Below are 26,766 nucleotides of genomic sequence, written 5' to 3'. Positions count from 1 at the left end.
AAAGACAACCCCGGCACCGGCTGGACCGTCACCCAACCCAGCCCCGGCACCTTCATCCACACCTCACCCACCGGCCGGACCTACACCAAAAACCCCCAACCCCCACCCTTCTAAGACCAACCCGTGCGAAGTCTCCTCGCACAGCATATGGTGGAACGGTAAGGACGCATTGGAAGATCCGCCGCCCGTGCCGGTAAAGTTCCCCGGCGCGCTGGCAGCACCAACCACCCTAGGAGTTAGCATGGCGACTACACGCACAGCCCATACCGTTTGGAACGGCGATCTGCCCAGTGGTTCCGGGCAGGTCACGCTGGATACTTCCGGCGTTGGCACCTACGACGTCACATGGAGGGCCCGTGCCGAGCAGGCCGAAGGCAAAACCAGCCCAGAAGAACTGATTGCCGCCGCTCATTCTGCATGTTTCTCCATGGCCTTCAGCAACATGCTGGGCGAAGAAGGCAAGACTCCCGACGAGGTTCATACCACCGCTGATGTGTCGTTCCAGCCGGGTGAAGGCATCACCGGTAGCCATCTGACGCTCAAGGCGAAGGTTCCGGGGCTCAGCGAAGAAGACTTCCAGCGTATTGCCGACAACGCGAAGTCCGGCTGTCCGGTCTCCGCAGCACTGGCCGGCGTCAATATAACGCTGACCGCCTCGCTGGAAGCTTAACACCCGCCACCGGAGCTTCCCACCGGGTTCTCCAGCGTCGGGAAGATTGATTCGAAGGCCGTGCGTCTCCTTGGGGATTCATGGCCTTCGATGCGTGCTGAAACACCATGCTGGTCTGCTTTGCCACCCAAAATCCGTACCGCTGCCATGGCCACTGTCTTCGGCACGGTCGTCTTATGCCACAGCTCCGGACACGGCCCAGAACCGGGCATGGCCCAGTTCCGGATGTCGACCAAATGGTCAGAGACCATCACGCCCGGCATCCGTACTCGCGCAATTCGATTGGGCGCAGGCCATGTACCGCGATGGAAACGATGGGCCCGGCGCTACTGGGCCTGCGGCCGGTCCGGCAGTGTACCGGGTGCCCGGCTGGGATAGCCGCTCAGCGGGGGAGGTGTCTGCGTGGGCATCTCGACGAGCATTTCCTTGAGAACGCCGACGGCGTACTCAAGCTGCGGGTCGGACCCGTCCCCGTAGGCGTGCGGTGGGAAGGGCACTTCGATGTCCGGATCGACCCCGTAGTTTTCCACCTTCCAACCGACTCCCCCGCTGAACCAGAAGGCGTAGCGCGGCTGCGTCACTCCGGTGCCGTCGGCCAAGCCGAACTTTCCGTCAATTCCTACGACACCGCCCCAGGTCCGCATGCCAACCACGGGACCGATCCCGCGCAGTTTGGCAACCTGAGTGATGATGTCTCCGTCCGAACCGGCAAATTCATCGGTGAGGATCACCACTGGCCCGCGTGGGGCCTGTGCGGGGTAGATGCCTGGTCGATGGCCCCGTGATTGTGTCCACGCAGTCATTTTTCGACCGATAAGCTCTGCCACCAGCTGTGAGGTATGGCCACCTCGGTTTCGGCGGACGTCCATAATCAGCCCGTCCTGGGCTGTTTCCGTATCCAGATCGCGATGCAGTTGAGCCCAGCCGCGTGCCTGCATGTCCGGAACGTGCAGGTAGCCGAACCGCTCGTTGGATGCCTGCCGAACTGTTCGGCGATTTCCCAGCACCCAGTCCTGGTAGCGCAACCGTTCCTCGTCCTTTATGGGCACGACGGCGATCCGGCGCACCATGCCTGCGCCGCCGTCGTTCGCGGCTCCAGCGTGTCCGCTGCCGTTGCGCACGGTTAATTCCACGGTCTTCTCCGCGGCGCCGACCAGAAGTGTTTCGGGTCCTTCCTCAGGCACGTCCACGCCGTCGATCCGCAGGAGTACATCGCCCTCAAGCACACCGGCACCGGGCGCAGCCAACGGCGAACGGGCCTGCGGATCCGAGGATTCTCCGGGCAGGACCCGTTGGACTTCCCAACCCTGGTGCGTACGTTTGAAGTCAGCGCCAAGCCTCCCCTGCTCGCCTGAGTCCGCCTCGGTGACTGGTTTCGGCGTGACGTAGGCATGCGAGGTGCCCAATTCACCGTGCATTTCCCAGAGTAAATCAACCAGATCATCGTGGGAGCCCAGTTTGTCCACCAGCGGCCTGTACCGGTCATAAACACCCTGCCAGTCGATCCCGGCCATGTCGGCGGTCCAGTAGAAATCCCTTTGCAGACGCCACGCTTCGTCAAACGCCTGACCCCAGACCTTCAGCGGCTCCAGCTGGACGCGGACGCGGCTCAGGTCCACTGCGACGCTCTCCGGGGCGCTCTCCTCAACCTTCGCATTAGCTGGAACCATACGAACCTTGTTCTCGTGCACCACTAGGATCCGCTTGCCGTCTCCGGTCACCTGATAGGCGCTAAGCGTCGGCACCAGCGTACTGAGCTCCCGCTTTGCAATATCGAATCGTTCCAGCCGCTGGGCTGCAGGCTCATCCGTTGTGGCAGCCCGACCGTCCCCGGTGACACCCTCACCTGCACCCGCCAGCCAAAGTAACGCTCCATCCGCAACACTGAGCTTTTCGTAGTTGCCCTGCGGAACCGGGACCGGAATGAGCCGGTCGGCAATTCCCTGCGCGTGGACCACGAGCGCCATCGGCTGACCGCGGACCGATGTCAGCGCGTCCGGCTCGGCCTCGGTACCTTCCACCGAAGGACCAAAGGGCGACGGCGTATTTGCGGCGAGTGCGATCAGGAACGGTTTGGTGGACGAGGGGAAACTGAGGTCAAATCCATGTGTGTCATAGACGGGGTCGAAGCTGCGCTGGGACAGAAAAGCAATGAAGCGCCCGTCCTGGGTGAAAGCCGCACCGTGATCGGCAAACCGTCCGTCAGTCAGTTCGATGATCGGCGTGTTTTTCCCAACTGGGTCCGCCTCAACTGCTCTTACCTCAACGCTGACCAGCCGTAACCGGGAGCGGTCGGTATCCGCGCCGACGGGTTCGGCCCACAGTAACCAGGCAGAGTCGGGGCTGAAGACAAGTTCACCAATTGCCCCGGTATCGGTGTTTGCGACCTCCCGCAGCGTTTCCGCTGTAACGTCCAGGAGCAGTACGGCGCCGAGTTCGGTTCCGATGGCCGCAAATCGGCCGTCCGGACTGGCAGCGATCTCACTGGCCCGGGTGATGCCCGCATAATCGATCCGCTTCGTCGATGTGTCCGGAACGCCCGGCGTTTTAGCGTCCTTCGCCGGTGCGGAGCTGGCCGCCGCTGCCGCGCCATCGGCGTATACCGACGCCTGCGAGCGCTCTGGCGAGCCTGTCCCACCCGTGGGCTGGTCAAATTTCGGGGCGTCGTGCTGCGGTGCCGGGTTTGCAGCGGTTAGCGTGCTGCCCTGATTGACCGCGGCGGCTGAGATGGGCCGAGGCAGTTCGTCCTTCGGCACCGTGGAAACCTGCGTCACTGTGTGGCCGGCCAGCTCCTGGCCGGACCGCTCGTACCCGGGAAGGGCAGCGGCGGAATTCTCGGCAACGCCGCCGGAAACGTCTTTGAGGTAAAGCGCCTCGACGCCGCCGTGATCGGCAACGTAAATGACCTTCCCGCGACCCAGCGGCCGGACCAGCCGGGCCCGAACGCCGGGGGTTGCCTCCAAAATCCTTGAGGGACCGTCACGGTGCGTCAACCAGTGCGCTGTGCCGTGGGCCTCCACGGCACTGGCCCTGCCAGTTTCGTCGGGCATGACCTGGCCCAGGTGCTCGCTGACGTTCAGCGGCCGCGGTCGGCGTCCGGTGGAGGCTGAACCCAGCGTGATCTCCAGCTTGACCGGTTCGGCGTCGAGGCCCGGCAGCAGGAACAGACCGCCGGCGGACTCGAAAACTATCCGTTGTCCGTCAGTTGCGGCATGTCGGACGTAAAACCCCTCGTGGTCCGTGTGCCGCTGCAGCCCTTCGCCGTCAGGCCGGACGGAGTAAACGTTGCCGTATCCCTCGTGATCGGAAAGGAACGCAATGCGGTCCCCAATCCACATTGGGTCGGTCAGATTGCCGTCCAGCTCGGGTACGAGTCTGGAAAATTCCCCCGATCCATCTGCATCGATCCACAGCTTCCCGCCGGTGCCGCCGCGGTACCGTTTCCACCAGGCCGGTTCGCGGGACAATACCGAAGAAACGACGACGGGTCGCTCGTCTCCGATTTCCGGACCGAAGGCGACGGACTCGACCGGCCCGTATGGCAGCACGCTACGGCCGGACCCGTCCGCTTTCACTGCATAGGCCCAGGTGTGACGGCTTTCTGCCTGCTCAAAAGCGCTCGTCACCAAGACATCCCCGATGGCGGTGAAGCCTTTGACCTTCGTGCTCGGATGTCCAAAATACGTCAGTCGGCGGAAGTCACCTCCGTCAACCGCCGAGCTGACCACCTCCGGCGCCGCCCCTTGGATCACCGTCCACACCAAATGGCTGCCGTCCGGGGAGAATCGCGGGTTCCTTGCCGGGAGCTGAAGGGACGACACCCGCCAGGCGCGGCCCCCACCGAGCGACGCCACCCAAACGTCGTCCTCGGCCACGAACGTGACCATGTCCTCGTACACGTGCGGAAAACGGAAATAGCTGGAAGAGCTCATTGTCCGATCTTAGCCACACCCTCACAGGGACTGGAGGGAATGAACCGTCGCTCCGTCAGCACAGTCTTTCGCCCCGGGCGGACTCCGTGATGTGATGAAGCATGCGAATCCTTATCTCCGGTGCTTCGGGCCTGCTGGGCTCTGCTAGCTGCGTAGCGCTCACCCGTGCGGGCCACCACGTTATAAAACTCGTTCGTCGCCAGTCCCAGGGTCCGGACGAAGTGCAGTGGGACCCCGCTGGGCAGGAGCTGGATCCGCGGCAGCTGGAAGGTATAGAAGCGGTGATCAACCTTTCCGGCGCAGGGCTGGCTAACCGTCCGTGGACGCGCAGCTATATCGAAACGCTGTATGAATCACGGGTGGATCCAACCAGGACCTTGGTTCGAGCCATGGCGCGGATGGACACGCCTCCGTCCGTCTTCCTCAGCCAGTCGGCAACGGGGTACTACGGCGAGTCGGATGCAACCCCCGTAGACGAGTCGTTTCCTTCTGCGGAAAAGTCTTTGCTGGCCGATATCTGCCGCCGATGGGAGGACGCCGCAAGTGCCGCCCCCCAAGAGGTCCGCACTGTCCTCATGCGCACCGGGGTCGTCGTGGCGCGCCGCGGTGGTGCGATCGGGAAGCTGCTGTTGCCCATGAAGGTCGGCCTCGGTGGCCCGCTCGGCAGCGGACGACAGTACTGGCCATGGATTTCCCTGCCGGACTACGTCTCCGCAATGGAATTCCTGCTGCATAACGATATCCACGGTCCAGTGAACTTTTGCGCACCCGAGCCGGTCCAGGTCGGAACGCTGACAGCGGAACTGGGTAAGGCGCTGGGCAAGCCATCGCGTCTGCGTGTTCCGAAGCTGGTGCTGACCACGCTGCTGGGAAAGATGGCAGAAGAGATGCTGCTGACCAGCATCCGTGCCGTCCCAGGCGTACTACTCGAGCACGGATTTACCTTCCAGCATCCGACGGCGGCCGTCGTCGCGGCATGGGTGACGGGCTCGGCAGAATCGCCCGTTGCTTAGCGGCTATTAGGGGCGGGGCTGGTGAACCTCGGCAATTCGCCAGTGCCCCTGTTCCCGCTTGAGCACAAACAACAGATGCTGTGTGACGGCGTCGGGCTGGGACCGGACCACCACACCCCGCCCGTCCTGCTCGACGAAACCGCTGGTCACGGTGGTGGCGCTAAGTTCTGCCAGGTCGGGAAGTTCGCCGGCTAATTCGGTGACGTTGAGGACCTGGCTTTCCAACCCGCTCAGCACATGCCCCTTTTGCTGCAGTGCCGCGGCAACATCCTGATCCGCTGCCGACGCGGGCGAGTCGCTGGCGTCGACATGCTGCAGCAATGCGGGCTGGCCGGATGAAAAGGCGTAGGACCGCAGCCACGCCAGTGCGCCAAGGGCCTCGGCCGGCGCGTTGGAAGCGAGCCTGGTCCGAATACTTTCCGGAACGGCCAAGGACAACAGCGCATCGTGCGGCGCGGTGGCTTCCGTGTCGAGGTCTGCCGGCGCCAGCGGCCCCGGCGGCATCGGCCCCCACATCAGCATGCCTGCCGCCGCCAGCAACAGTAGGACCAGTGCAGCCGCAACAGCACGGATCCTCCGGGCGATCCTGTTGTGCAGATTTCGTCCACCGGCGGCAGCCGCCACTGGCCGGGAGCGCCCGCGCCGTCGATTGCCGCGCGGATGTTCCCTGTGCCGGGCGTTGCGGTCCTTGGCGGAGCCGACTCCTCTGCCGTTTCGCCGAACCGTTGGCCAACGGTGACCGGCAGGCATGCGCCGGCATATCCAGTCCCACGGCTTGTGCCATCGAACGCGCGGCACCGGCACCTTTCGACGCGTCAGCAGGTCCGGCAGGACACTGGGATGAACGGCGCTGGACAAATCGATAGGTGCAGCCGGAGCGCTGCGGTATACGGCCTGGGCGAATTCCATCGCTGTGGGGCGACGGGAGGGCGTCTGCTGTAATCCTGCTTCAAGGGCAGCAGCAAGCTCCTCCGGCACATCGGGCACAAATGCTGAAAGCGGCGGTCTCGAGTCCGTATCCCCGGGCACCTGGCCGGTCAGGGCGTACCAGCCTACGGCCGCCGCAGCATAGACATCGGCCGTGGTATCCAAAGCCAAATGGGTATCAGCGTTGAGGAGGTCACCGCGTTCGGCGGCACCGCGTAACCTTGAGGCCTCCCGATCGCGGCGGATTGCTGCAAAGAATCCCGGGGTCCCGTAGTGGGATCGACCGGCCTCTCCCACCATTCTGGCGACGCCAAAGTCAGCCAGCATCGGTTTGCCCTGGGCGGTGAAGAGCACATTGCCGGGCGAAACATCACCGTGTGCGACCCCCTCACCGTGCAGGTAACCCAGCACGTGGGCCAGCGGAGTGAGAACGGTGACGACCTCACCGACGCTGATTCGTCCGCGGATGGCGATCAGGCCCGCCAAGGATCCCCCTGGCGCATAGTCCATCAGCAGCGCCCTACCGCCGTGCCAGCCGCCGGACAGTTCAATGGCACCCCGGGCTGTCAGCAGATGTTCATGGCGAAAATTTGCCAGGATACGCAGTTCGCGCAGCAATGCCGGGCCGGATCGTAGTTCATCTGCCGCGTCTGCGGCTTCCACATCTGCGGCTGCCACAACTGCAGCCTTAACATCTGCGGTTCTAACATCTGCGGCTTTAACATCTCCACGGGCAGGCGGGTAGCACTTCGCGGCCAGGAGTTCGCCCGTTCCTTCATGCTGCACCAACCAGACGTGCGCGGTCGCCCCGGTTCCGAGCAGTCGTTCAGGACGATACCCCGGCAGGATCGGAGCGGCGACCAGCCCGTCGTCGCACCCGACAGTCAGCCCGTCGTGGAACCCGGCGCTGGGAGTTTCTTCCCACGGCAAAATATCCATATCTCAGGAATAGCCCAAATCCGGCCCGACTGCAGAAGTTATCCACAGGTCGAATGCCGTCAAATGGATTTAGGCATGCGGTTCAAGAGGTCTACCCTTGACTTCATGACTCTTGAGTTCGCCGAGATCGGTTTCGCACCGGACTTCGTAAATTACACACAGGCGTGGGATCTGCAGCGCACGCTGCACGGCGACGTCCTCGCCTCCCGTGCGTCGAGCACCGTTCTGCTGCTGGAGCACGCGGCCGTTTACACCGCCGGCAAGCGGACTGAGGATCACGAAAGGCCGCTAGACGGCACGCCGGTTATTGCGGTCGACCGCGGCGGCAAATTGACCTGGCACGGTCCTGGGCAGCTGGTGGGGTATCCGATCCTGGCGTTGCGGGATCCGCATGGTATCCGCGAATACGTCCGCATCCTCGAGGAAATCATCATTAACGTACTGAGCGGCTATTCCTTGTTGGTCAGCCGGGTTGAAGGACGGGCAGGTATCTGGATCGAAGCCGATGGCAAGGGACCTACTCGCAAGATTGCGGCCATTGGCATCCGCGTGCACGAGGGCGTCACAATGCACGGCTTTGCCATTAACTGCAACAATGATCTGGCTCCGTATTCAAAAATCATTGCCTGCGGGATCACGGACGCCGGCACCACATCCATTGCCGCCGAGACCGGCCTGGACGTTTGCCCGGCGGATTTGACGGCTCGTATCAAAGAGGAATTTTACAAGTACGAAGGGGCGCTCATTGTCCCGGACGTTCACCATGACGCGATCGGATGCGGCCCCACCGGACCGGCACCGGCAGAAGGAGTTCTACTGTGACCTTGGCACCGGAAGGCCGCAAGATGTTGCGCATTGAACAGCGCAACTCCGAAACGCCCGTCGAGCGTAAGCCCGACTGGATCAAGGCCAAGGTCAAGATGGGACCGGAATACATCGGCTTGAAAAACCTGGTGAAGAAGGAGGGGCTGCACACGGTCTGCGAGGAAGCCGGCTGCCCTAACATTTTTGAGTGCTGGGAAGACAAAGAGGCTACGTTCCTGATCGGTGGAGCGCAGTGCACCCGACGCTGCGACTTTTGTCAGATCGATACGGGGAAGCCTTCGCCGCTGGACCGCTTTGAGCCCACCAAGGTGGCCCGTTCGGTCAAGGCGATGGAGCTGCGTTACGCCACTGTCACGGGAGTTGCGCGCGACGATCTCCCGGATGAGGGAGTCTGGCTGTACGCCGAAACGGTCCGCAAGATTCACGAGCTCAACCCTGGCACCGGCGTCGAAATCCTCATTCCGGATTTCTCCGGAAAACCCGAGCACATTGCGGCCATCTGTGATTCGCGGCCAGAGGTCTTTGCGCACAATGTCGAGACGGTTCCGCGTATTTTCAAGAGCATCCGCCCTGCGTTCCGCTATGAGCGGTCGCTGGGAGTCATTACGCAAGGACGCGATCTGGGCATGGTGACCAAATCCAATTTGATCCTCGGCATGGGGGAAACGCGGGAGGAAGTTTCCTTGGCGTTGCGCGATCTGCACGAGGCAGGCTGCGACCTGATCACCATTAATCAATATCTGCGCCCCAGCGAGCGTCACCACCCGGTGGACCGGTGGGTCAAGCCGCAGGAATTCGTGGAACTGGCGCAGGAAGCCGAGGAAATCGGCTTCCTCGGTGTAATGGCTGGGCCGTTGGTGCGCTCGTCCTACCGCGCCGGACGGCTGTGGGCAACGGCTATGCGTAAAAAGGGTCTGACGATACCGGAGGAACTAGCGCACATCGCCGATTCGGGATCCACCCGCCAAGAGGCGGCCACCCTTCTGGCCGCACACTAAGAGCTCCAATTACGGATAGAATTAGTCCCACTATGGCCAAATCCTCTAGCTCCGCAGCCACCAGCCCCGACGCGCCTAAGCGTAAGCTGTTTTCCCGCCGTCCCAAGGGTGGCGCCACTGCCGTCCCTAAGAAGCAGGGACGAATCAAACAGATGGTGGAAATCTTCAAGATGACCCGCCGCTACGACCCGAACGTGGCGTGGCTGATGCTGCTGGTCTTCCTTGGGGCCATCATTGTGGCACTGGCTCTGGGGATCTTCGTTTTCAACGGCAACTGGATAACAGGTCTGATCCTGGGCATCGCGGTGGGCTTGCTCGCGGCGATGCTGGTCCTGTCCCGACGCGCCGAGAGCGCAGCGTTCGCACAAATCGAAGGTAAACCCGGTGCGGCGGGAGCTGCGTTGAACACGCTCAAACGCGGATGGATTATTGACGAGCAGCCGGTAGCTGTTAACCCGAGGACACAGGATGTCGTCTTCCGTGCCATCGGCCGGCCGGGCATTGTGCTGATCACTGAAGGCCCCTCCGCCAGGGTGCGCACCTTGGTGGACTCCGAGCGCAAGCGCCTGAAGCGCATCCTCCCCAACGTCACCGTCCATGTAATCGAAACGGGCCGCGGCGAAGGTCAGGTCAAGCTGCAGAAGCTGACGAAGAAGCTGCGGAAGTTCAAGCCGGAGCTGACCAAGACCGAGGTCGGGGCGGTCAACAAACGCATCTCGTCTTTGGGGAACAAGCTGCCGATCCCCAAGGGGATCGATCCGAACAAGGCCCGGCCGGATCGCAAGGCCGCCCGCGGCCGCTAGCCCAAGGAACCCGCCCCCTGGCCGCCCCGGACCGGGTTTAGGGGACCACGGCCCGGCGGAGGAATCCTGTTACAGTGGCGCCATGAAAACGCGACGATACAGCGAAGTGGATGTCTTCTCCCGTCAGCCATACCGGGGAAATGCCTTGGCTGTTGTTCATGATGGCGATGGTTTGAGCACCGCTGAAATGCAGCGGTTCGCGAACTGGACCAACCTGTCTGAAACTACGTTTCTCCTGGCTCCCAGCAGTCCGCGAGCCGATTATCGTGTGAGAATCTTCTCCGCCAAGGAAGAACTGCCCTTTGCCGGCCATCCCACCCTGGGATCCGCCCGGGCATGGTTGGACGCCGGTGGATCTGCAGGGCCCGACGGGATGGTCATACAGGAATGCGCTGCAGGACTTATCCGGGTCCGTGCAGCCGAAGGTGAGCTAGCATTCCAGGCGCCGCCCCTAACCCGCTACGGCCCCGTTGAAGAGCCGCTCGTACGTCGAATCGCTTCGATCTTGGGTATCTCCCGAGACCGAATAATCGATGCGTCGTGGCTGATTAATGGTCCCCGCTGGATTGGTGTCCGGCTCTCGTCCGCGCTGGAGGTTTTGGAACTCCGACCCAACCCGGGAAAAGCAGGCGATCTTGAAATTGGCGTGGTGGGCCCCTATGAATCCAACGAGGAAACCCTATTTGAAGTGCGTGCCTTCGTTGGAGGAGACCCGGTATGGGAAGACGCCGTGACAGGTAGCCTGGATGCTGGCCTTGCGCGGTGGTTGATCGACTCAGCTGTGGCCGTTCCACCTTATACAGCATCCCAGGGAACCATTCTGGGACGCCAGGGGCGAGTGCAGATAAGCCTGGATAACGGGACGATCTGGGTTGGTGGACACGTCACGAGCTGTATCGCGGGAACAGTCCGGCTGTAACCGTTCATGACCCCTGCCCGAGCAGGAACGATCAAGCTCTACATCCGGACGAGTTTGGTGTTCATCGCCTTGTCGTGGAGCCCCCGGTGGTCAGCGTCCACAACAGCGACAGGGATCACCAGAGCAAGCAGCAGGGTGCGGACCACGGCCGCCAGCGGGCCGGCCGGGCCGCCGTCGAGCCTTGTCACGTGAATGCCGGCAATCCGGTGACCAATGCTGTAACCCAGCGTACCTACCAGCAGAATCTGTTCCAGGACGAAAATACCCAGGATTCCGGTGGAGTTTCCGTTCAACAGCAGGTGGGCTATCAGGTAGCACAGTCCCCAGTCGATGCAGATGGCCAGGATCCGCCGCCCGGCCCGGGCCATCGAGCCGGCGCCGGATTCGGGCAGGCCGAGCCGCTCCCCCGGATATTTGGAAATTCCCGAGGTATCCGGGCCACCAAGCCAGGAACCAATGTCTTTGCGATCTACCACGCAACAAGCCTACCCGCGTCACGGGTGCGGGCCGGACCGCGCACCGCCGCTAGACTAAAGGCAGCGGCGAGTGCGAAACCTCACCGAAACACAGCAGACACTCCCGGGTAATCCCGTGTGCCTACTCTGGTAACAGTTGCAGTTGCACTACACGGCCCGCTGCGGTCGCAAACCCCTTATGCGTAAGGAGCATAGATGTTCAAGAACGCGGACGAAGTCCTCAAATACATCAAGGACGAAGACGTTAAATTCGTCGATATCCGATTCACGGATCTCCCGGGGGTCCAGCAGCACTTCAATGTTCCCGCGAAAAGCGTCGACGCGGACTTCTTCGTCCATGGGCAGCTCTTCGATGGTTCCTCCATCCGCGGTTTCCAGGGCATTGCTGAGTCAGACATGCAGCTCATCCCGGACGTGACCACCGCCTTCGTGGATGCCTTCCGGCTGGAGAAGACGCTCGCGCTGAACTTTTCCATCGTCAATCCGCGTACGGGAGATCCGTACCATCGTGATCCCCGCGGTGTTGCCGAGAAGGCCGAGGCATACCTGGCTTCCACCGGAATTGCCGACACCGCCTTCTTCGGCTCCGAAGCTGAGTTCTTCGTCTTCGACAACGTCCAGTTTGAGTCCTCCCCGCAGGGTTCGTTCTACAAGATCGATTCTGTCGAGGCACCGTGGAACACCGGCCGCAAGGAGGAAGGCGGCAACCTGGGCTACAAAACGCCCACCAAGGGCGGCTATTTCCCGGTCGCGCCGGTTGACCAGCAGGCAGATCTGCGCGATGCGATGTGCATCGAACTGGACAATGTTGACCTGGAAGTGGAGCGCTCCCATCATGAGGTTGGTGCGGCCGGGCAGGCCGAGATCAACTACAAGTTCAACACGCTGGTCCATGCCGCGGATGATCTGCAGAAGTTCAAATACGTCATCAAGAACACCGCATGGCAGTGGAATAAGTCCGTTACGTTCATGCCCAAACCGGTCTTCGGTGACAATGGGTCCGGCATGCATTGCCACCAATCGCTGTGGAACGGCGGAGAGCCGCTTTTCTACGATGAGAAGGGCTATGCGGGTCTGTCCGACTTAGCACGCTGGTACATTGGCGGTCTGCTCAAGCATTCTTCGGCCGTTCTGGCGTTCACTAACCCGACGGTCAACTCCTATCGCCGCCTGGTCAAGGGGTTCGAGGCGCCGGTTAACATGGTGTATTCGCAGGGCAACCGTTCGGCCGGCATCCGCATTCCGATTACCGGTTCCAATCCGAAGGCCAAGCGCCTGGAGTTCCGTGCCCCTGATGCCTCGTCCAACCCATATTTGGCGTTTGCCGCGCAGCTGATGGCCGGGCTTGACGGGATCAAGAACCGGATCGAGCCGCCGGCACCGATTGACAAGGACCTCTACGAGCTGCCTGCCGAGGAGGCCAAGGATATTCCCAAGGCGCCGGGCTCCCTTGAAGAAGCGCTGGAGGCTCTGGCCGAAGACAATGAGTTCCTGCAGGCCGGCGGAGTTTTCACCCAGGACCTGATCGACACCTGGATCGAGTACAAGTACGAATACGAGATCCGGCCGCTGTCCCTGCGCCCGAACCCGTACGAATTTGAGCTCTACTACGGAGTGTAGCGACAGCAGCACTTGTCGCTGACAGAACGACGACGGCGGCCCGCACCTAATGGTGCGGGTCGCCGTCGTCGTGGGGAGACCAGAGGGGCTAGAAGATGGACCAGCCGGTGCGGGTGGTGAATTCATCCAACGCGGCCATGCCGGCCAGCGAGTTACCCGACTTGCTCAGCCCCGGGCTCCAGACGCAGATGGTGCAGCGTCCCGGTACCACGGCGACGATTCCGCCGCCGACGCCGCTCTTGCCCGGCAGGCCAACCCGGTAGGCGAACTCGCCGGCGGCATCATAGGTGCCGCAGGTCAGCATCACGGCGTTGATCCGCTTGGTCTGGCTGGACGAGAGGAACTGCGAGCCGTCCGCGGCCACACCGTTGCGGGAGAGAAAGCGCGCTCCGACAGCTAAATCCCGGCAGCTCATCTCCAGCGCGCACTGATCAAAATACTGCTCGAGGACCAGATCCACAGGATTTTCCAGATTTCCGTAACTGGCCAGCAAGTGTGCCAGAGAGGAGTTCCGGTGCCCATATTCCGCCTCCGACGCCGCCACCAGCGGGTCGACGGCCACGTCCGGATTTCCGCTCTCGCGGCGCAGCAGATCCCGCACGGCCGCGCCAGCATCGCCAGTGAGCGTGATGAGGCGGTCCGTCACTACCAACGCCCCGGCGTTGATAAATGGATTGCGGGGTATGCCCTCCTCGGATTCCAGCTGCACCAGGGAATTAAACGGGGTGCCGGACGGCTCCCGGAAAACACGCTGCCAGATCCGGTCGCCGTCGCCGGCCAGCACCAGACCCAGGCTGAAGACCTTGGAAATACTCTGGATGGAGAACTTACTGGTCCACTCCCCGGCACCGTAAATCTCCCCGTCCGCCGTCGCTACGCAAATGCCGAAATGGTCGGCACTGACGGAGCTCAGCCCGGGAATGTAATCCGCGACCTCACCCGCGGCTGCAACGGGGCGCACGCTGCCGGCGATCTCTTCGAGCAGACTTTGAATATCCATTCCTGGGTTCACCCTTCGTGCTGCAGTTCTCCCCGGCTACCTATGGTGCCGTAATTGTTGTTTCGGGCCAGCTAAAGTACAGGTATTCCACCCTCGGCGCTCCAAACGGTCCACGGGTACCAACGGGCGGCGTCAGCGCTTCCCGTATCGCTTGTGCACTGCTTGTTTACTGACGCCCAAGCACAGTGCAATAGCTTCCCAGGACAGGCCAGCGGCCCGGGCGCGCAGCACGGTCCGGGTTTCTGTCCGGGCCAGTTCCTGGTGCAGCGCCGCTACGGCGTACAACGCTTCGGCCGGCCCCTTGCCGTCCATTGATTCTCCGTCCAACGATCCGATCATCGTCCTCAACTGATCCACCTCCATGCGGTCAACCATAGTTGACGCTTGGAATCGGCGTCAACTTAAGTTGACGGGGCGGCGGCAGGCTGGCGCTGCGGGACCAAGGCCCGGCACCCAAGCCTCGTTCAAGGCCTCCGGAGCCAGCGGCCCGGCGGCAGCGGACCGGCGGCAGCGGACCGGCCCGTCAGAGAACCTTGGCCAGGAAGTCCTGCAGGCGCGACTGCTGCGCGTGGGAGAAGATTTCTTCGGGGCTGCCCTGCTCGCAGATGACACCATCCGCCATGAAGATCACGCGGTCTGCCACTTCGCGGGCAAACCCCATTTCATGGGTCACCACCACCATGGTCATTCCCACCGCCGCCAGGTCACGGATGACCTGGAGCACCTCGCCCACCATTTCCGGATCCAGCGCGCTGGTTGCCTCATCGAACAGCATAATCCCGGGGTTCATGGCCAGCGCCCTCGCAATGGCAACGCGCTGCTTCTGTCCACCGGACAGGGACGCCGGCCGGGCATCTGCTTTCTCCTCAAGACCGACTCGCTTGAGGAGATCCATTCCGCTCTGGCGGGCTTGTTCCTTGGTCTGCTTTTTCAGCTCCACGGGGGCCAACGTGATGTTCTCCAGCACGGTCATGTGCGGGAAGAGGTTGAAATGCTGGAAGACCATGCCGATCTGTTGGCGGACTTTGTTAAGGTCCACTTTCGGTTCGGTCAGGTCAATGCCGCCGACCAGCACCGAACCGGCGGTGATGTCCTCCAGTTTGTTCAGGCAGCGCAGGAAAGTCGACTTCCCCGAGCCGGAGGGGCCAATGACGCAAACCACCTCACCGTCCGCCACCTCCACATCGATGCCCTTGAGGACCTCGTTGGTGCCAAAGGACTTCTTCAGCCCCCTGACGGAGATTTTGCTGCCGGGGTCTGTGCTGCCGGAGTTTTCGCCGGGCCGGGCCGGATGTGCCTGCTCGCTCATTTGTTGAACCTCTTATCCACGATGTTGGACAGTTTCGTCAGGATCATGATTACGATGAAGTACATCGCGGCCACAATCAGCAGCGTTTCGCTGATCCGGAAGTTATTGGAGTAGATCTGCTGGCCCTGGTACAGCAGCTCGGCGAAGCCGATCGCCAGCAGCAGTGAGCTGTCTTTGAGCAGGATGACCAACTGGTTGATCAGCGCCGGCGTCATTATTTTGAACGCCTGCGGAACCACGACGCGGCGCATCGACGTGCCGTAACCAAGCCCCAGGCTGCGGCTGGCCTCCAGCTGCCCTGGATCCACCGACTGGATGCCGCCGCGGACAATCTCGGTGACGTAGGCGGCGGAGTTCAGGCTCAGGGTCAGCACACCTGCCACCCAGATATTGACCGGCTGCCCGATGATCTGCGGCAGTCCGAAGTAAAAGAAAAATGCCTGCACCAACAGCGGAGTGCCGCGGAATATGTTCACGAAGGTGGTAGCCACGCCGCGCGACACAATATTGTGGGAGACCTTGAGGAAACCGAAGAACAGTCCGAGCAACATGGCGAACGCGAAGGAAATCAGCGTGACGACGACGGTGTTCTGCAGGCCCTTGAGCAGCGCCGGCATGCTGCTGACCAACAGCGCCCAGAAGCTGCTGTCCGCCGAGACGGTGTCCTGCGGGGATTTGAGGTATTTGTCCAGGATTGCCTGATACTGCCCGTTGTCCTTCAGCTCGGCCAGACCGGTGTTAAAAGCGGCCATCAGCTCCGCATTTTGCCCCTTGTTGACGGCAAAACCATAGGAGCCGCCGGCTTCCTTTTTCGTCACGGTCTTCAGGCCATTGTTTTGGCTCACACCGTAGGCCAGCACCGGGTAGTCATCGAACACCGCGGCCGCGTTGCCGGATTTGACCAGTTCATACATAGTGGCCGACTGGTCGAGCGGCTTGACTGTGAAGCCGTATCTGCCCGCGATCGACTGCGCGAAGCTCTCCCCCTCGCTGCCGGTCTTCGCGGTGACCGTCTTCCCTTTGAGGTCTGCGTAGCCCTTGATGTCCGTGTTGTCCTTGGCCACGGCCATCTGCACGCCGGAATCGAAGTACGGATCGGAGAAGTCATAGACCTTTTTCCGTTCGTCCGTAATGGACATCGCCGCGATGACCCCGTCCACCTGCTTGGAGGACAGTGCCTGCAGCGCCGCGGCAAATCCGAGGGACTTAATCTGCACCGTGAATCCCTGGCTTTTGGCCACGGCACGGATAATATCCATGTCAATGCCCACCAGCTCACCGCTGCTGTCGCGGAACTCAAACGGGGCAAACGTGGTGTCGGTTCCGATGGTGAAGGTTTTTCCCTCGACGTTCGACGGCGCCGACGGAACCTGTGCCGACGCACCGGAGACACCGAAAAACATCGCCAAGACTGTCAATAACGCACCTGCTACGGCGAGGCCGCCGGGCCGGGTTCGTCGGGCTATCGGTAGCCTCTGCATCTAATACAACCCCTCATAGGTTCACGGCCGGCAGCTTCGAACGCCGGTCAAGTACGCAGCTGACGCTACCCGTTGTGGCGGGCAGCGCGAAAACGCGCCAGCGGCCGGCCGCAGTTTCAGTAACCGTAAAATAGTCTTTCAAAAACGGCACGGGCCCGTCTGGTCAGGCCAAGGTAATCATCTTCGAGCTGCGCCGCCTGACCCCCTTCGTATCCACACCAGCGCGCCACCGCCTCCAGGTCCCGGCGGGAGGACGGCAACACATCCGACGATTTTCCGCTCCAGATCACATTGGCGGAGCGGATCCGGCTGGCCAGCCGCCAGCTCCCGGCCAGCAGCCCGGCGTCCTCGGCGTCCACCAGACCCAGTTTCTGCGCCGCTTCCAGCGCACCAAGAGTGGACGAGGTGCGCAGCGCGGGTTCACGGTGTGCATGTTGGAGCTGCCAAAGCTGCACCAGCCACTCGACGTCGCTCAGTCCGCCACGGCCCAGCTTCACATGCCGTGCCGGGTCAGCCCCGCGCGGTAGCCGCTCGGATTCAACTCTCGCCTTGACCCGGCGCACCTCCCGCAGATCCGCCTCCGTCACTTCCACCGGATAACGCACCGTATCGATCAGCGCAGTGAAATCAGCGGCGAGATCGTCACAGCCGGCCATGGGACGCGCGCGCAGCAGCGCCTGAGCCTCCCAGATGAGAGACCAGCGCTGGTAGTACTCCCGGTAGGACTCCAGTGATCTGACCATCGGCCCGTTCTTTCCCTCTGGTCGCAGGTCCGCGTCGATGCTCAGCACCCGCTCGGCCAAAATGGCGGGCTTAAGCGGCTGCGTCAGTAATCCGCAGAGCCGGGACACGATGGATTCTGCCTGCTGCTGCGCCGCAGCCGCCGGTACGCCCGGCAGAGGCCGATGCACATAAAGGACGTCCGCGTCCGAACCATAGCCAATTTCGCGCCCTCCTTGGCGGCCCATCGCCATCACCAGCAGCTTTGTTTTCGCGCCGTCGGCTGCATGGGCCTCCGCTTCCGCCACATGCAAGGCGCCGAGCACGGCGGCACGATCCACATCCGCCAAGGCAAGCCCGACTTCGTCTTGGCGCAGCAGCCCGGAACTGTCCGCGATGGCGATCCGCAGAACCTCACGACGGCGGATCAACCGGATCAGCCGCACGGCCTCGGCCGGAGCGGGGTGCCGGGACATTTTGGCCCGGATTTCCTGCCATTGCGCCTCAAAGGTCAGCGGCACCAGTTCCTTATTCGAACCGAGCCACGCGGTCGATTCAGGCGAAACCTCCAGCAGATCGGTGATTAGTCTGGAGCTGGAAAGAACGTGACAGAGCCGCTCCGCCGCAGCCTGCGAATCACGGAGCATGCCCAGATACCAGTGTGTTGTGCCCAAAGCCTCACTGACCCGACGAAAGCCGAGGAGCCCGGCATCCGGGTCAACGCCGTCCGCCAGCCAGTCCAGCAGCACCGGCAGCAGTTGGCGCTGCAGCGCCGCGCGACGGCTCACCCCCGAGGTCAGTGCCTCGATATGGCGGATGGCGCCGGCAGTATCCCGATAGCCCAACGCGCCCAGCCTTCCCTGCGCCGCCTCAGACGTAAGTCTGACGTCGTCGGCGCTCAGGTGCGCCGCCGTCGTCAGCAGCGGCCGGTAGAAAATCCGCTCATGGAGGCTACGGACGTCGCGCTTGATCTTCTGCCACTGCGCCAGCAGCGAATCTCCCGTCGGGCGGCCGCTGCTCAGCGGACCGGCCAGCGACTTGGCGAGCGCCCGCAAGGCGCTGTCCTTGGTGGGCATCAGGTGCGTGCGGCGCAGCTGCACCAACTGGATCCGATGCTCCAGCACACGCAGGTAGCGGTAGGCGGCGTCGAAACCGCGGGCATCCGTGCGGCCGATGTACCCGGCGGAGGACAACGCCGCAATGGCCGACGTCGTGTCCCGGCACCGCAGCGAAGCATCGGCCTTGGCATGGACCAGCTGGAGCAGCTGGACGGTGAACTCGACGTCGCGCAGGCCGCCTTTGCCGAGCTTGATCTGCCGGGCCTCTTCCACGGCGGGAATATTCTCCGTGACACGGCGGCGCATGTTTTGCACGGATTCGACAAAGCCATCCCGTTCGGAGGACTGCCAGACCAGCGGCGCCACGGCGTCTTCATAGCGTGCCCCGAGGGCAGGGTCGCCAGCGATGCTGCGTGCCTTGAGCAGCGCCTGGAATTCCCAGCTATGCGCCCAGCGCTGGTAGTAGGTCAGGTGCGATTCCAGCGTCCGGACCAAAGGGCCGTCCTTGCCCTCCGGACGAAGATTGGCATCAACCTCCCACAGCCCCGGCTCGCGGCCCGGAGCGTTAATGGCATGCGAGATCCCGGCGGCAAGTTGGTTCCCAATGGTGACGGCCAGGGACTCCTCCATGCCGGGAGCATCAATGACGTAGATGACGTCGACGTCGGAAATATAGTTCAGTTCCCGCGCACCGCACTTGCCCATGCCGATGACCGAGAGCCGCACGCCGGCGACTTCGCTGGGACTTACCGTGGCAGCCAGTTCGCACCGGGACACGGCCAGCGCAGCCTCCAGTGCCGCTCCGGCCAGGTCCGCCAGTTCCGCCGCCGCGTCCGGCATAAAGTCCTGCGGGGATGCCGCACACAGGTCACGGATGGCCAGTTCGGTCAGGTGCCGGCGGTACCTGGTGCGCAGCGCGATGTACGCCTCGGCGCCCTGCAGCTTCGCCACCGGCAGGTCGGCCTGTGGATCTGCACCCACAGCGTCCAGCAGCGACCGCCGCAACACGGCACCGTCCTTTGCCCTGGGCTCCGGACTGACGGCAGCATTGAGTACGTCCAGGTGTTCAGGATGACGCATCAAAAATTCTGCCAGCGCCTCCGACGCCCCAAGCAGTCGGAACAGCGGCTCGGACCGCTGCACGCCGTCGTCGATCAGCGTCCGCAAGGACGAGTTATGGCTCAGCAGCCGGACCAATGACTGCAGCGCCAGGTCCGGATCCGCAGCCATGGCCAGGCCGTCAAAAAGCACCGGTTCCGGTAGGCCCTTCAGCTCCGGGGCGTTCAGGAACCGCTCGCTCTTGTCCAGATCCGCGAAGCCATGGGCAATCAGCGTTCGCTGCAGGCTCTTCACCGGCATTCCCGTATTTCGTTCCGGCCCGTCATTGGCACGGCCTAGAGGATGCCCAAATAGCGCTGCAGCTCATAGCGGGTCACCTGCAGGCGGTAATCCTGCCATTCGGCACGCTTATTGCGCAGGAAGTGCTCAAAGACCTGCTCGCCCAGGATCTGCGGCATCAGCTCGGAGTCCTCCATTTGCCGGACCGCGTCGTGCAGGCTGGAGGGCAGCGGATCATGGCCCATCACCCGGCGCTCGCCCGCGGTCAGTGACTCAATGTCATCTTCGGCCGCCGCCGGCAGTTCGTAGCCCTCTTCGATGCCCTTAAGGCCTGCGCCGAGCAGCACGGCATACGCCAGATACGGGTTGGCTGCCGAGTCGATGCCGCGGTACTCAATCCGCGCGGACTGGCCCTTGCCGGGCTTGTACAACGGCACACGCACCAGGGCTGAACGGTTGTTGTGTCCCCAGGACAAGTAGCTCGGCGCTTCGCCCCCGCCCCACAGCCGCTTATAGGAATTAACAAACTGATTCGTCACGGCGGTAAATTCCGGCGCGTGACGCAGTACACCGGCGATGAATTGCCGCGCGGTCAGGGACAGCTGGAATTCAGCCCCCGCTTCGTAGAACGCGTTGGTATCGCCTTCAAAAAGGGAGAAATGCGTGTGCATTCCGGAGCCGGGATGATCGGAGAAAGGCTTGGGCATGAACGTCGCATAGGTGCCCTGCTGAAGCGCGACCTCCTTGATCACCGTCCGGAAGGTCATAATGTTGTCCGCTGTCTGCAGGGCATCCGCATAGCGCAGGTCGATCTCGTTCTGCCCGGGGCCGCCCTCATGGTGGCTGAATTCCACCGAAATGCCGACGTTTTCCAGCATGGTTACGGCTGTGCGGCGGAAGTCCTGCGCCACCCCACCGGGAACATGGTCAAAATACCCCGCCTGATCCACCGGCACCGGGATTCCGTCCGGTCCAAGGTCCTGGGACTTGAGCAGGTAGAACTCGATCTCCGGATGGGTATAGCAGGTAAACCCCATGTTTGCGGCCTTCGCCAACGTCCGCTTCAGCACATTGCGCGGATCAGCAGCCGACGGTTCGCCGTCGGGCGTGAGAATGTCGCAGAACATCCGCGACGTCTGGTCGGTTTCCCCGCGCCACGGCAAAATCGCAAAGGTGGACGGATCGGGCTGGGCCAGCATGTCGGACTCAAAAACCCGGGCCAGCCCTTCGATCGAGGAGCCGTCAAAACCGAGCCCCTCCTCGAAGGCGCCCTCCACCTCGGCGGGTGCCAGGGCCACGGATTTTAACGAGCCGACGACGTCGGTGAACCACATGCGCACAAAGCGCACGTCGCGCTCTTCGATGGTGCGAAGTACGAATTCCTGCTGGCGATCCACGACGCCCTCATTTCTGACTCGGTGGCGCATCTTCGGGGCACTACACACTGTACTAAGTAAATCGCCATCCGCTCCCGTCCGGCGTTAAGCTTCAAAGATGGCCTCCGCAAGCACTCCCGATCCGTTGCCCGCCACCGAACTCCCTGCGCCCTACGGCTCCGGGCCGGCCGGCACTGGTACGTCAGCGGCTTCCACGGACCCGCAGAGTACCGGGCCCACCGGCTCCTCCCCGGTCAAGCGCGTACGCACCCACCATCTTCAGGCGGCGAAGGACAACGGCAGCAAATTCGCCATGCTCACCGCCTACGACCAATACGCTGCACAAATTTTCGATGAGGCGGGGATCGAAGTGCTGTTGATCGGCGACTCGGCGGCGAACAACGTTCTGGGCTACCAGACGTCTCTGCCGATCACGATGGATGAAATGGTGATCTTTTCCCGCGCTGTCAGCACGGCCGCACACCGTGCCGTCGTGGTCGCTGACCTTCCCTTCGGCAGCTACGAGGCATCCCCCGCCCAGGCCATCGAGTCCTCCGTCCGGCTGATGAAGGAAGGCCGGGTGCACGCAGTCAAGATGGAGGGCGGCGCCTATTACGCGGACACCGTCCGCGCCCTGACAGCCGCCGGCATTCCTGTGATGGCGCACATCGGCTTCACACCGCAAAGCGAGCACGCCTTGGGCGGGTACCGCGTGCAGGGCCGCGGTGCGGCGCAGCAGGCACTGGTGGACGACGCCGTCGCGCTGGCCGAGGCGGGCGCGTTCTGCGTCCTGATGGAAATGGTGCCGGCCGAGGCTGCGGCCGCCGTCGACGCAGCCGTGCGCGTGCCGACCATCGGCATCGGCGCAGGAAAAGCGACCACCGGCCAGGTGCTCGTCTGGCAGGACATGGCGGGTCTGCGCACCGGACACATCGCCAAGTTCGTCAAACAGTATGCGGATCTGCACAGCGTGCTTGCCAATGCCGCCGCGGCGTTTGGCGACGACGTCCGCAATGGGACGTTCCCGGGCCCGGAACACTCCTTCTAGGCTCAGACTTCCTTGCTGAAGTCTTACGCGCCACAACGGACAGCGCGCCACAACGGAAAGCGGTGCCACAACGGAAAGCGGTGCCGGCCGGGACCGCCGAACCGGTCAGTCGTCGTCGCCCGCTTCCCAGGACTCATTGCGGGCCTTTACCTTCGTCAACGCCAGTTCGGCCGCCTCGCGGCTGTTGTACGGACCGATCAGCTGCGTGTAGTCGCTCATAGCGTCCTCTTCGACCTGGTGGGTGTTGACGTTGTACCAGAACTGCGGCATTGCTGCTCCTTCAGTGGGTCCAAGTGTTGCTGACTGCAACGGGTTCGGCGACTCCTTATAGGATAGGACCATGCCTGCGTACGCCACCACCGCCCCCGTCGGAACTCTTGTGCAAGGAAACGTCAGCCCGCATTTGCCGGTGCCGGCCTCCATTGCCCGCCCCGAGTATGTCGGCAAGGCCGGGCCGGCCAAGTTCACCGGCTCGGAGGTCAAGTCGGCGCAGACCGTGGAGCGAATCCGCGTTGCCTCCAAAATTGCCGCCGACGCCATCGTGGAGGTCGGTAAACATATTGTTCCCGGCGTCACCACGGATCAGTTGGACCGGGTGGGCCACGAATTTCTGCTGGACCACAAGGCCTATCCGTCGACACTGGGCTATCGCGGCTTCCCCAAGTCGCTGTGCTCCTCGCTAAACGAGGTCATCTGCCATGGCATCCCGGACAGCACTGTTGTGCAGGACGGCGACATCATCAACATCGATATCACCGCTTACATCAACGGCGTGCACGGGGACACTAATTACACCTTCCTCTGCGGCGACGTAGATGAGGAGTCGAGGTTGCTGGTGGAGCGCACGCAGGAATCCTTGGCAAGGGCCATCCGTGCGGTGGCGCCGGGGCGTGAAATCAATGTTATTGGACGCACGATCGAGTCCTATGCGAAGCGGTTCGGCTATGGAGTGGTCCGTGATTTCACCGGCCATGGTGTCGGTGAGGCGTTCCACACCGGTCTGATAATTCCGCATTATGACGCCGCCCCTGCGTACAACACCGTGATCGAAACCGGAATGGTATTTACCATCGAACCGATGCTTACGCTCGGCACCGTCGAGTGGGACATGTGGGAGGATGACTGGACGGTCGTCACACGTGATCGCAAGCGTACGGCACAGTTTGAGCACACCCTGCTGGTCACCGATTCGGGCGCAGAGATCCTTACCCTGCCCTAAGGCTGGCAACCCCGAAGCCCCCGTCCGTTGTCAGCCCCATCAACCTTCCGGAGTCAAAATGTCGAAAAAGGCCCCCTCCCATTCCAACGTCATCGGCATCGACATTGGCGGCACCGGCATAAAGGGCGGGATCGTCAATCTGGAAAAGGGCAAGCTGGTTGGCAATAGGTTCCGCTTCGACACGCCGCAGCCCTCCACACCGGAGGCCGTTGCGAAGGTCGTAGGCGCGATCGTGGCGGAACTGATGACCCGCGACGGCGCCCCGGACAAGGACGCGCCCGTTGGCGTGACCTTTCCCGCCATCATTGCCCACGGTGTCGCCAAATCTGCCGCAAATGTGGACAAGAGCTGGAAGGGCACGGACGTCGATGCTCTGCTGACGCAGGAACTTGGCCGGGACGTGCAGGTCATGAACGATGCCGACGCCGCCGGCCTCGCCGAGGCCCGCTACGGTGCCGGCCGCGGGATCAAGGGCACGGTACTGGTCATCACTTTGGGAACCGGGATTGGTTCCGCCTTCATCTTCGACGGCAAGCTGGTGCCAAACGCAGAACTCGGCCATCTTGAGCTCGACGGCGCGGACGCCGAATCACGGGCGTCCGCTGCCGCCCGCGAACGGGAAAATCTCAGCTGGCCCGACTACGCCAAGCGGCTGCAGCGCTACTTCGGCCACCTCGAGTTCATCTTTTCCCCTGAGCTGTTTATCATTGGTGGCGGCATCTCCAAACGCACCGAAGACTTTCTGCCGGCCATGCATCTGCAGACCGAAATCATCCCCGCGCAGTTGCAGAACAACGCGGGGATCGTGGGCGGTGCGCTGCAGGCCGCCATGCACTTCAAGCTCGTCAAATAACGGGCCAAGCCGGCGGCGGGCCAGGGCTTGCCCTCCCCGCCACCGCGGAGCCTATTGAGTCCTAGCCGAGCTCAGACGAGACGCTTGTGGCTGACGCAGACGCGCCGCTCGAGGCAGACGCTCCGTCTGTGGCTGAGGCGCCGCGTAAATTGCCGGCTGCTACCCCACTGTCCAAGCCGGGGCTCGGATTCTGGCGGAGAACCGCGATAGCCTTTTCGAAGTCCTCCAACGACTCAAAGTCCTGGTATACGCTCGCGAACCGCAGGTAGGCGATCTGGTCCAGTTTCTGCAGCGGGCCCAGAATGGACAGGCCAACCTGGTGGGCTTGAATTTCAGCTGCACCGCTGGCACGAATGGCTTCTTCAACCTCTTGGGCAAGTAAGGCCAGGTCATCTTCGGTGACCGGACGGCCCTGGCATGCTTTGCGCACACCGCTGATGACCTTGCTCCGGCTGAACGGTTCGCCGACCCCGGAACGCTTAATCACGGAAAGGCTGGCAGCTTCAACGGTGCTGAACCGGCGACCGCACTCCGGACACTGCCTGCGGCGCTTGATGGCTGCGCCGTCGTCGGTCATTCGGCTGTCGACCACCCGTGAGTCCGGGTTGCGGCAAAACGGACAGTACATGCCTCACCCTTCCCGCGTTTGTTTCACACTCGTGAACATTTCACTCCAGTCTAGGACTACATCTGGTTGAACTACAATGACGTCATTACCATATGTAGTGGTCGGCCTGGGTTTGCTTCTCAGCTGTGTGCTTTACTGCCAACGGTGGAGTCCTTGCCGAAGCGGGCCCGTACAGCATCGGCATGCCCGGGAAGGTTCTCCGCCTCGGCTAACGCGCCAATGTGCTCCGCCACCTCCCGCAACGCAGTCTTGTCGTAATTGATGACCTGGACAGCCCGCAGGAAAGTCGTCACATTCAGTCCCGAGGAAAATGCCGCAGTGCCTCCGGTGGGGAGCACATGGTTGGATCCTGCACAGTAGTCCCCCAGGCTCACCGGGCTGTAGCTCCCGACAAAGATTGCCCCCGCATTGCTGATCCTGGCAGCCACGGCAGGAGCGTTGTCGGTCATAACTTCCAAATGCTCGGCGGCATAGGCATCACAGACGGCAATGCCCTGTTCCAGCGAGTCCACCAGCACGACGCCGGACTGCCGGCCGGAGAGCGCTTGAGCCACACGGTCACGGTGCCGGGTTGCCGCTGCCTGGATCTGCAGTTCGCTTTGGACGGCGCGGGCGAGTTCGGGCGAGTCGGTGACCAGGACCGAGCTGGCCTGTGGATCATGCTCGGCCTGACTGATCAGATCCGCGGCCACCAGGACAGGATTAGCCCCGGCGTCGGCCAGGATCGCGATTTCGGTGGGGCCGGCCTCCGAATCGATGCCGACCACGCCCCGCACCAGCCGCTTGGCGGTGGCAACAAAAATGTTTCCCGGTCCGGTGATTACGTCCACTGGGTCCAGCGCCGCTGCCCCGTCTTCGCCGGCTGCAATCCCATAAGCGAAGGCTGCTATGGCCTGAGCCCCGCCGATGGCATAAACCTCCTCGATGCCGAGTAAGGCAGCGGCCGCCAGGATCGTAGGGTGCGGGCGCCCGTTGAATGACTTCTGCGGCGGCGACGCCAGCGCAATGGAACCGACCCCGGCAGCCTGGGCGGGTACAACGCTCATCACGACGGAGGATGGATACACCGCGAGCCCGCCGGGAACATACAGCCCGACGCGCCCCATCGGCAGCCACTTTTGGCCCACCACGGCTCCGGCTGCCAGTTCGACGTCAACATCCGGCGGGCGCTGGGCCGTGGCGACTCTCCTGACCCGGTCAATTGATTCCTCCAGGGCCGCCCGCACCGCGGGATCGAGCCCCGCCAGAGCGTCGCCGAGCGCAGCCGCCGGGACCCGCGGGTCCCGCTGTGTGACGCCGTCGAACCGTTCAGCCAGCTCGCTTAGCGCAGCGTAACCGCGACGCCGTACATCGTCGATGATCTGCTGAACCTTGTGTTCGGCGTCAGCAGCGTCCGCCGGCGCAGCCCGTGGCACTGCCCGCCGGAGACCTTCAGGCCCCAGGTCCCTGCCGCGCAGGTCAATGGTGCGCAGGTCAATGGTGCGCACCGTGAGGGCATCGGTGGGGCGGGAACCTTGAATCTGGCTGCTAGTCACCCTTGAAGTTTACCGGCTGGAGCTTCGGTGGCAGGTGCGTGCCCGGCAGCCATGGCAAATCAGCAGCTGTGGCATAAGC

The 26,766-nt window shown here is 62.8% G+C and carries 22 protein-coding genes; 10 read left to right on the top strand and 12 right to left on the bottom strand.

Going from position 1 to position 26,766, the window contains the following annotated elements:
- Positions 1 to 241 precede the first annotated feature (241 nt).
- Positions 242 to 670, top strand: coding sequence for an OsmC family protein (locus tag IV500_RS18975; RefSeq protein ID WP_196398387.1), 429 nt, complete (start codon positions 242 to 244; stop codon positions 668 to 670).
- A gap of 326 nt (positions 671 to 996) precedes the next feature.
- On the opposite strand, the gene IV500_RS18970 is transcribed toward IV500_RS18975, so the two are convergent.
- Entirely contained in the window at positions 997 to 4,602 is a 3,606-nt protein-coding gene (locus IV500_RS18970; RefSeq protein WP_196398386.1) for a S41 family peptidase, read from the bottom strand.
- Positions 4,603 to 4,703: 101 nt separating this feature from the next.
- Between IV500_RS18970 and IV500_RS18965 the strand changes: the two genes are divergently transcribed.
- On the top strand, positions 4,704 to 5,615 hold the full coding sequence (locus IV500_RS18965; RefSeq protein ID WP_196398385.1) for a TIGR01777 family oxidoreductase: 912 nt from the start codon (positions 4,704 to 4,706) through the stop codon (positions 5,613 to 5,615).
- A gap of 6 nt (positions 5,616 to 5,621) precedes the next feature.
- Here the strand turns inward: IV500_RS18965 and IV500_RS18960 are convergent, their stop codons facing one another.
- Entirely contained in the window at positions 5,622 to 7,481 is a 1,860-nt protein-coding gene (locus IV500_RS18960; RefSeq protein WP_196398384.1) for a serine/threonine protein kinase, read from the bottom strand.
- Between the two features lie 105 nt (positions 7,482 to 7,586).
- Between IV500_RS18960 and lipB the strand changes: the two genes are divergently transcribed.
- The 4 genes from lipB (at position 7,587) to IV500_RS18940 (ending at position 11,026) form a co-directional block, all read left to right on the top strand.
- Positions 7,587 to 8,303 carry a lipoyl(octanoyl) transferase LipB gene (lipB, locus tag IV500_RS18955; protein WP_196398383.1) on the top strand — a complete coding sequence of 239 codons (717 nt, stop codon included), beginning with the start codon at positions 7,587 to 7,589 and terminating at the stop codon, positions 8,301 to 8,303.
- Complete coding sequence (gene lipA, locus IV500_RS18950; RefSeq protein WP_196398382.1) at positions 8,300 to 9,304, top strand: lipoyl synthase; 1,005 nt, start codon at positions 8,300 to 8,302, stop codon at positions 9,302 to 9,304. The genes lipB and lipA overlap by 4 nt, the downstream gene beginning before the upstream one ends.
- Before the next feature lie 32 nt (positions 9,305 to 9,336).
- A complete protein-coding gene (locus IV500_RS18945; protein WP_196398381.1) occupies positions 9,337 to 10,107 on the top strand; it encodes a DUF4191 domain-containing protein in 771 nt (256 codons plus the stop codon).
- An 82-nt stretch (positions 10,108 to 10,189) separates the two neighbouring features.
- Positions 10,190 to 11,026, top strand: coding sequence for a PhzF family protein (locus IV500_RS18940; RefSeq protein ID WP_196398380.1), 837 nt, complete (start codon positions 10,190 to 10,192; stop codon positions 11,024 to 11,026).
- Between the two features lie 38 nt (positions 11,027 to 11,064).
- Here the strand turns inward: IV500_RS18940 and IV500_RS18935 are convergent, their stop codons facing one another.
- A complete protein-coding gene (locus tag IV500_RS18935) occupies positions 11,065 to 11,502 on the bottom strand; it encodes an RDD family protein (RefSeq protein WP_196398379.1) in 438 nt (145 codons plus the stop codon).
- A 195-nt stretch (positions 11,503 to 11,697) separates the two neighbouring features.
- Between IV500_RS18935 and glnA (IV500_RS18930) the strand changes: the two genes are divergently transcribed.
- A complete protein-coding gene (glnA, locus tag IV500_RS18930) occupies positions 11,698 to 13,122 on the top strand; it encodes a type I glutamate--ammonia ligase (RefSeq protein ID WP_196398378.1) in 1,425 nt (474 codons plus the stop codon).
- A gap of 88 nt (positions 13,123 to 13,210) precedes the next feature.
- Here the strand turns inward: glnA (IV500_RS18930) and IV500_RS18925 are convergent, their stop codons facing one another.
- The 6 genes from IV500_RS18925 to glnA (IV500_RS18900) all read right to left on the bottom strand — a co-directional run bounded on the left by IV500_RS18925 (position 13,211) and on the right by glnA (IV500_RS18900) (position 21,425).
- On the bottom strand, positions 13,211 to 14,122 hold the full coding sequence (locus IV500_RS18925) for a glutaminase (RefSeq protein ID WP_196398377.1): 912 nt from the start codon (positions 14,120 to 14,122) through the stop codon (positions 13,211 to 13,213).
- A 132-nt stretch (positions 14,123 to 14,254) separates the two neighbouring features.
- Positions 14,255 to 14,497 (bottom strand): AsnC family protein, encoded by a 243-nt coding sequence (locus tag IV500_RS18920; RefSeq protein WP_230855178.1) that lies wholly within the window; start codon positions 14,495 to 14,497, stop codon positions 14,255 to 14,257.
- Between the two features lie 148 nt (positions 14,498 to 14,645).
- Complete coding sequence (locus tag IV500_RS18915) at positions 14,646 to 15,431, bottom strand: amino acid ABC transporter ATP-binding protein (protein ID WP_196398375.1); 786 nt, start codon at positions 15,429 to 15,431, stop codon at positions 14,646 to 14,648.
- Complete coding sequence (locus IV500_RS18910; protein WP_196398390.1) at positions 15,428 to 16,834, bottom strand: amino acid ABC transporter substrate-binding protein/permease; 1,407 nt, start codon at positions 16,832 to 16,834, stop codon at positions 15,428 to 15,430. The genes IV500_RS18915 and IV500_RS18910 overlap by 4 nt, the downstream gene beginning before the upstream one ends.
- Before the next feature lie 194 nt (positions 16,835 to 17,028).
- Entirely contained in the window at positions 17,029 to 20,049 is a 3,021-nt protein-coding gene (locus tag IV500_RS18905; RefSeq protein ID WP_196398374.1) for a bifunctional [glutamine synthetase] adenylyltransferase/[glutamine synthetase]-adenylyl-L-tyrosine phosphorylase, read from the bottom strand.
- Positions 20,050 to 20,084: 35 nt separating this feature from the next.
- A complete protein-coding gene (gene glnA, locus IV500_RS18900) occupies positions 20,085 to 21,425 on the bottom strand; it encodes a type I glutamate--ammonia ligase (RefSeq protein WP_196398373.1) in 1,341 nt (446 codons plus the stop codon).
- Positions 21,426 to 21,522: 97 nt separating this feature from the next.
- Between glnA (IV500_RS18900) and panB the strand changes: the two genes are divergently transcribed.
- Positions 21,523 to 22,452, top strand: coding sequence for a 3-methyl-2-oxobutanoate hydroxymethyltransferase (panB, locus tag IV500_RS18895; protein ID WP_196398372.1), 930 nt, complete (start codon positions 21,523 to 21,525; stop codon positions 22,450 to 22,452).
- Positions 22,453 to 22,557: 105 nt separating this feature from the next.
- Here panB and IV500_RS18890 read toward each other — a convergent pair whose 3' ends face one another.
- Positions 22,558 to 22,722, bottom strand: a complete 165-nt coding sequence (locus IV500_RS18890; protein ID WP_196398371.1) for an SPOR domain-containing protein — start codon at positions 22,720 to 22,722, stop codon at positions 22,558 to 22,560.
- 70 nt (positions 22,723 to 22,792) lie between these two features.
- On the opposite strand from IV500_RS18890, the gene map reads away from it, so the two are divergent.
- On the top strand, positions 22,793 to 23,671 hold the full coding sequence (map, locus tag IV500_RS18885; protein WP_196398370.1) for a type I methionyl aminopeptidase: 879 nt from the start codon (positions 22,793 to 22,795) through the stop codon (positions 23,669 to 23,671).
- Between the two features lie 58 nt (positions 23,672 to 23,729).
- Positions 23,730 to 24,524, top strand: a complete 795-nt coding sequence (gene ppgK / locus IV500_RS18880) for a polyphosphate--glucose phosphotransferase (protein WP_196398369.1) — start codon at positions 23,730 to 23,732, stop codon at positions 24,522 to 24,524.
- Positions 24,525 to 24,585: 61 nt separating this feature from the next.
- On the opposite strand, the gene nrdR is transcribed toward ppgK, so the two are convergent.
- The gene (gene nrdR / locus IV500_RS18875) at positions 24,586 to 25,152 is read right to left on the bottom strand and encodes a transcriptional regulator NrdR (protein WP_196398368.1); all 567 of its coding nucleotides are present in this window, start codon (positions 25,150 to 25,152) and stop codon (positions 24,586 to 24,588) included.
- 119 nt (positions 25,153 to 25,271) lie between these two features.
- Positions 25,272 to 26,687, bottom strand: coding sequence for a histidinol dehydrogenase (gene hisD, locus IV500_RS18870; protein WP_196398367.1), 1,416 nt, complete (start codon positions 26,685 to 26,687; stop codon positions 25,272 to 25,274).
- Positions 26,688 to 26,766: the final 79 nt, after the last annotated feature.

Origin of the sequence: Arthrobacter terrae (assembly GCF_015708085.1) — a bacterium.
Lineage (GTDB): Bacteria > Actinomycetota > Actinomycetes > Actinomycetales > Micrococcaceae > Arthrobacter_M > Arthrobacter_M terrae.
This window is presented reverse-complemented; position numbering and strand designations above follow the sequence as displayed.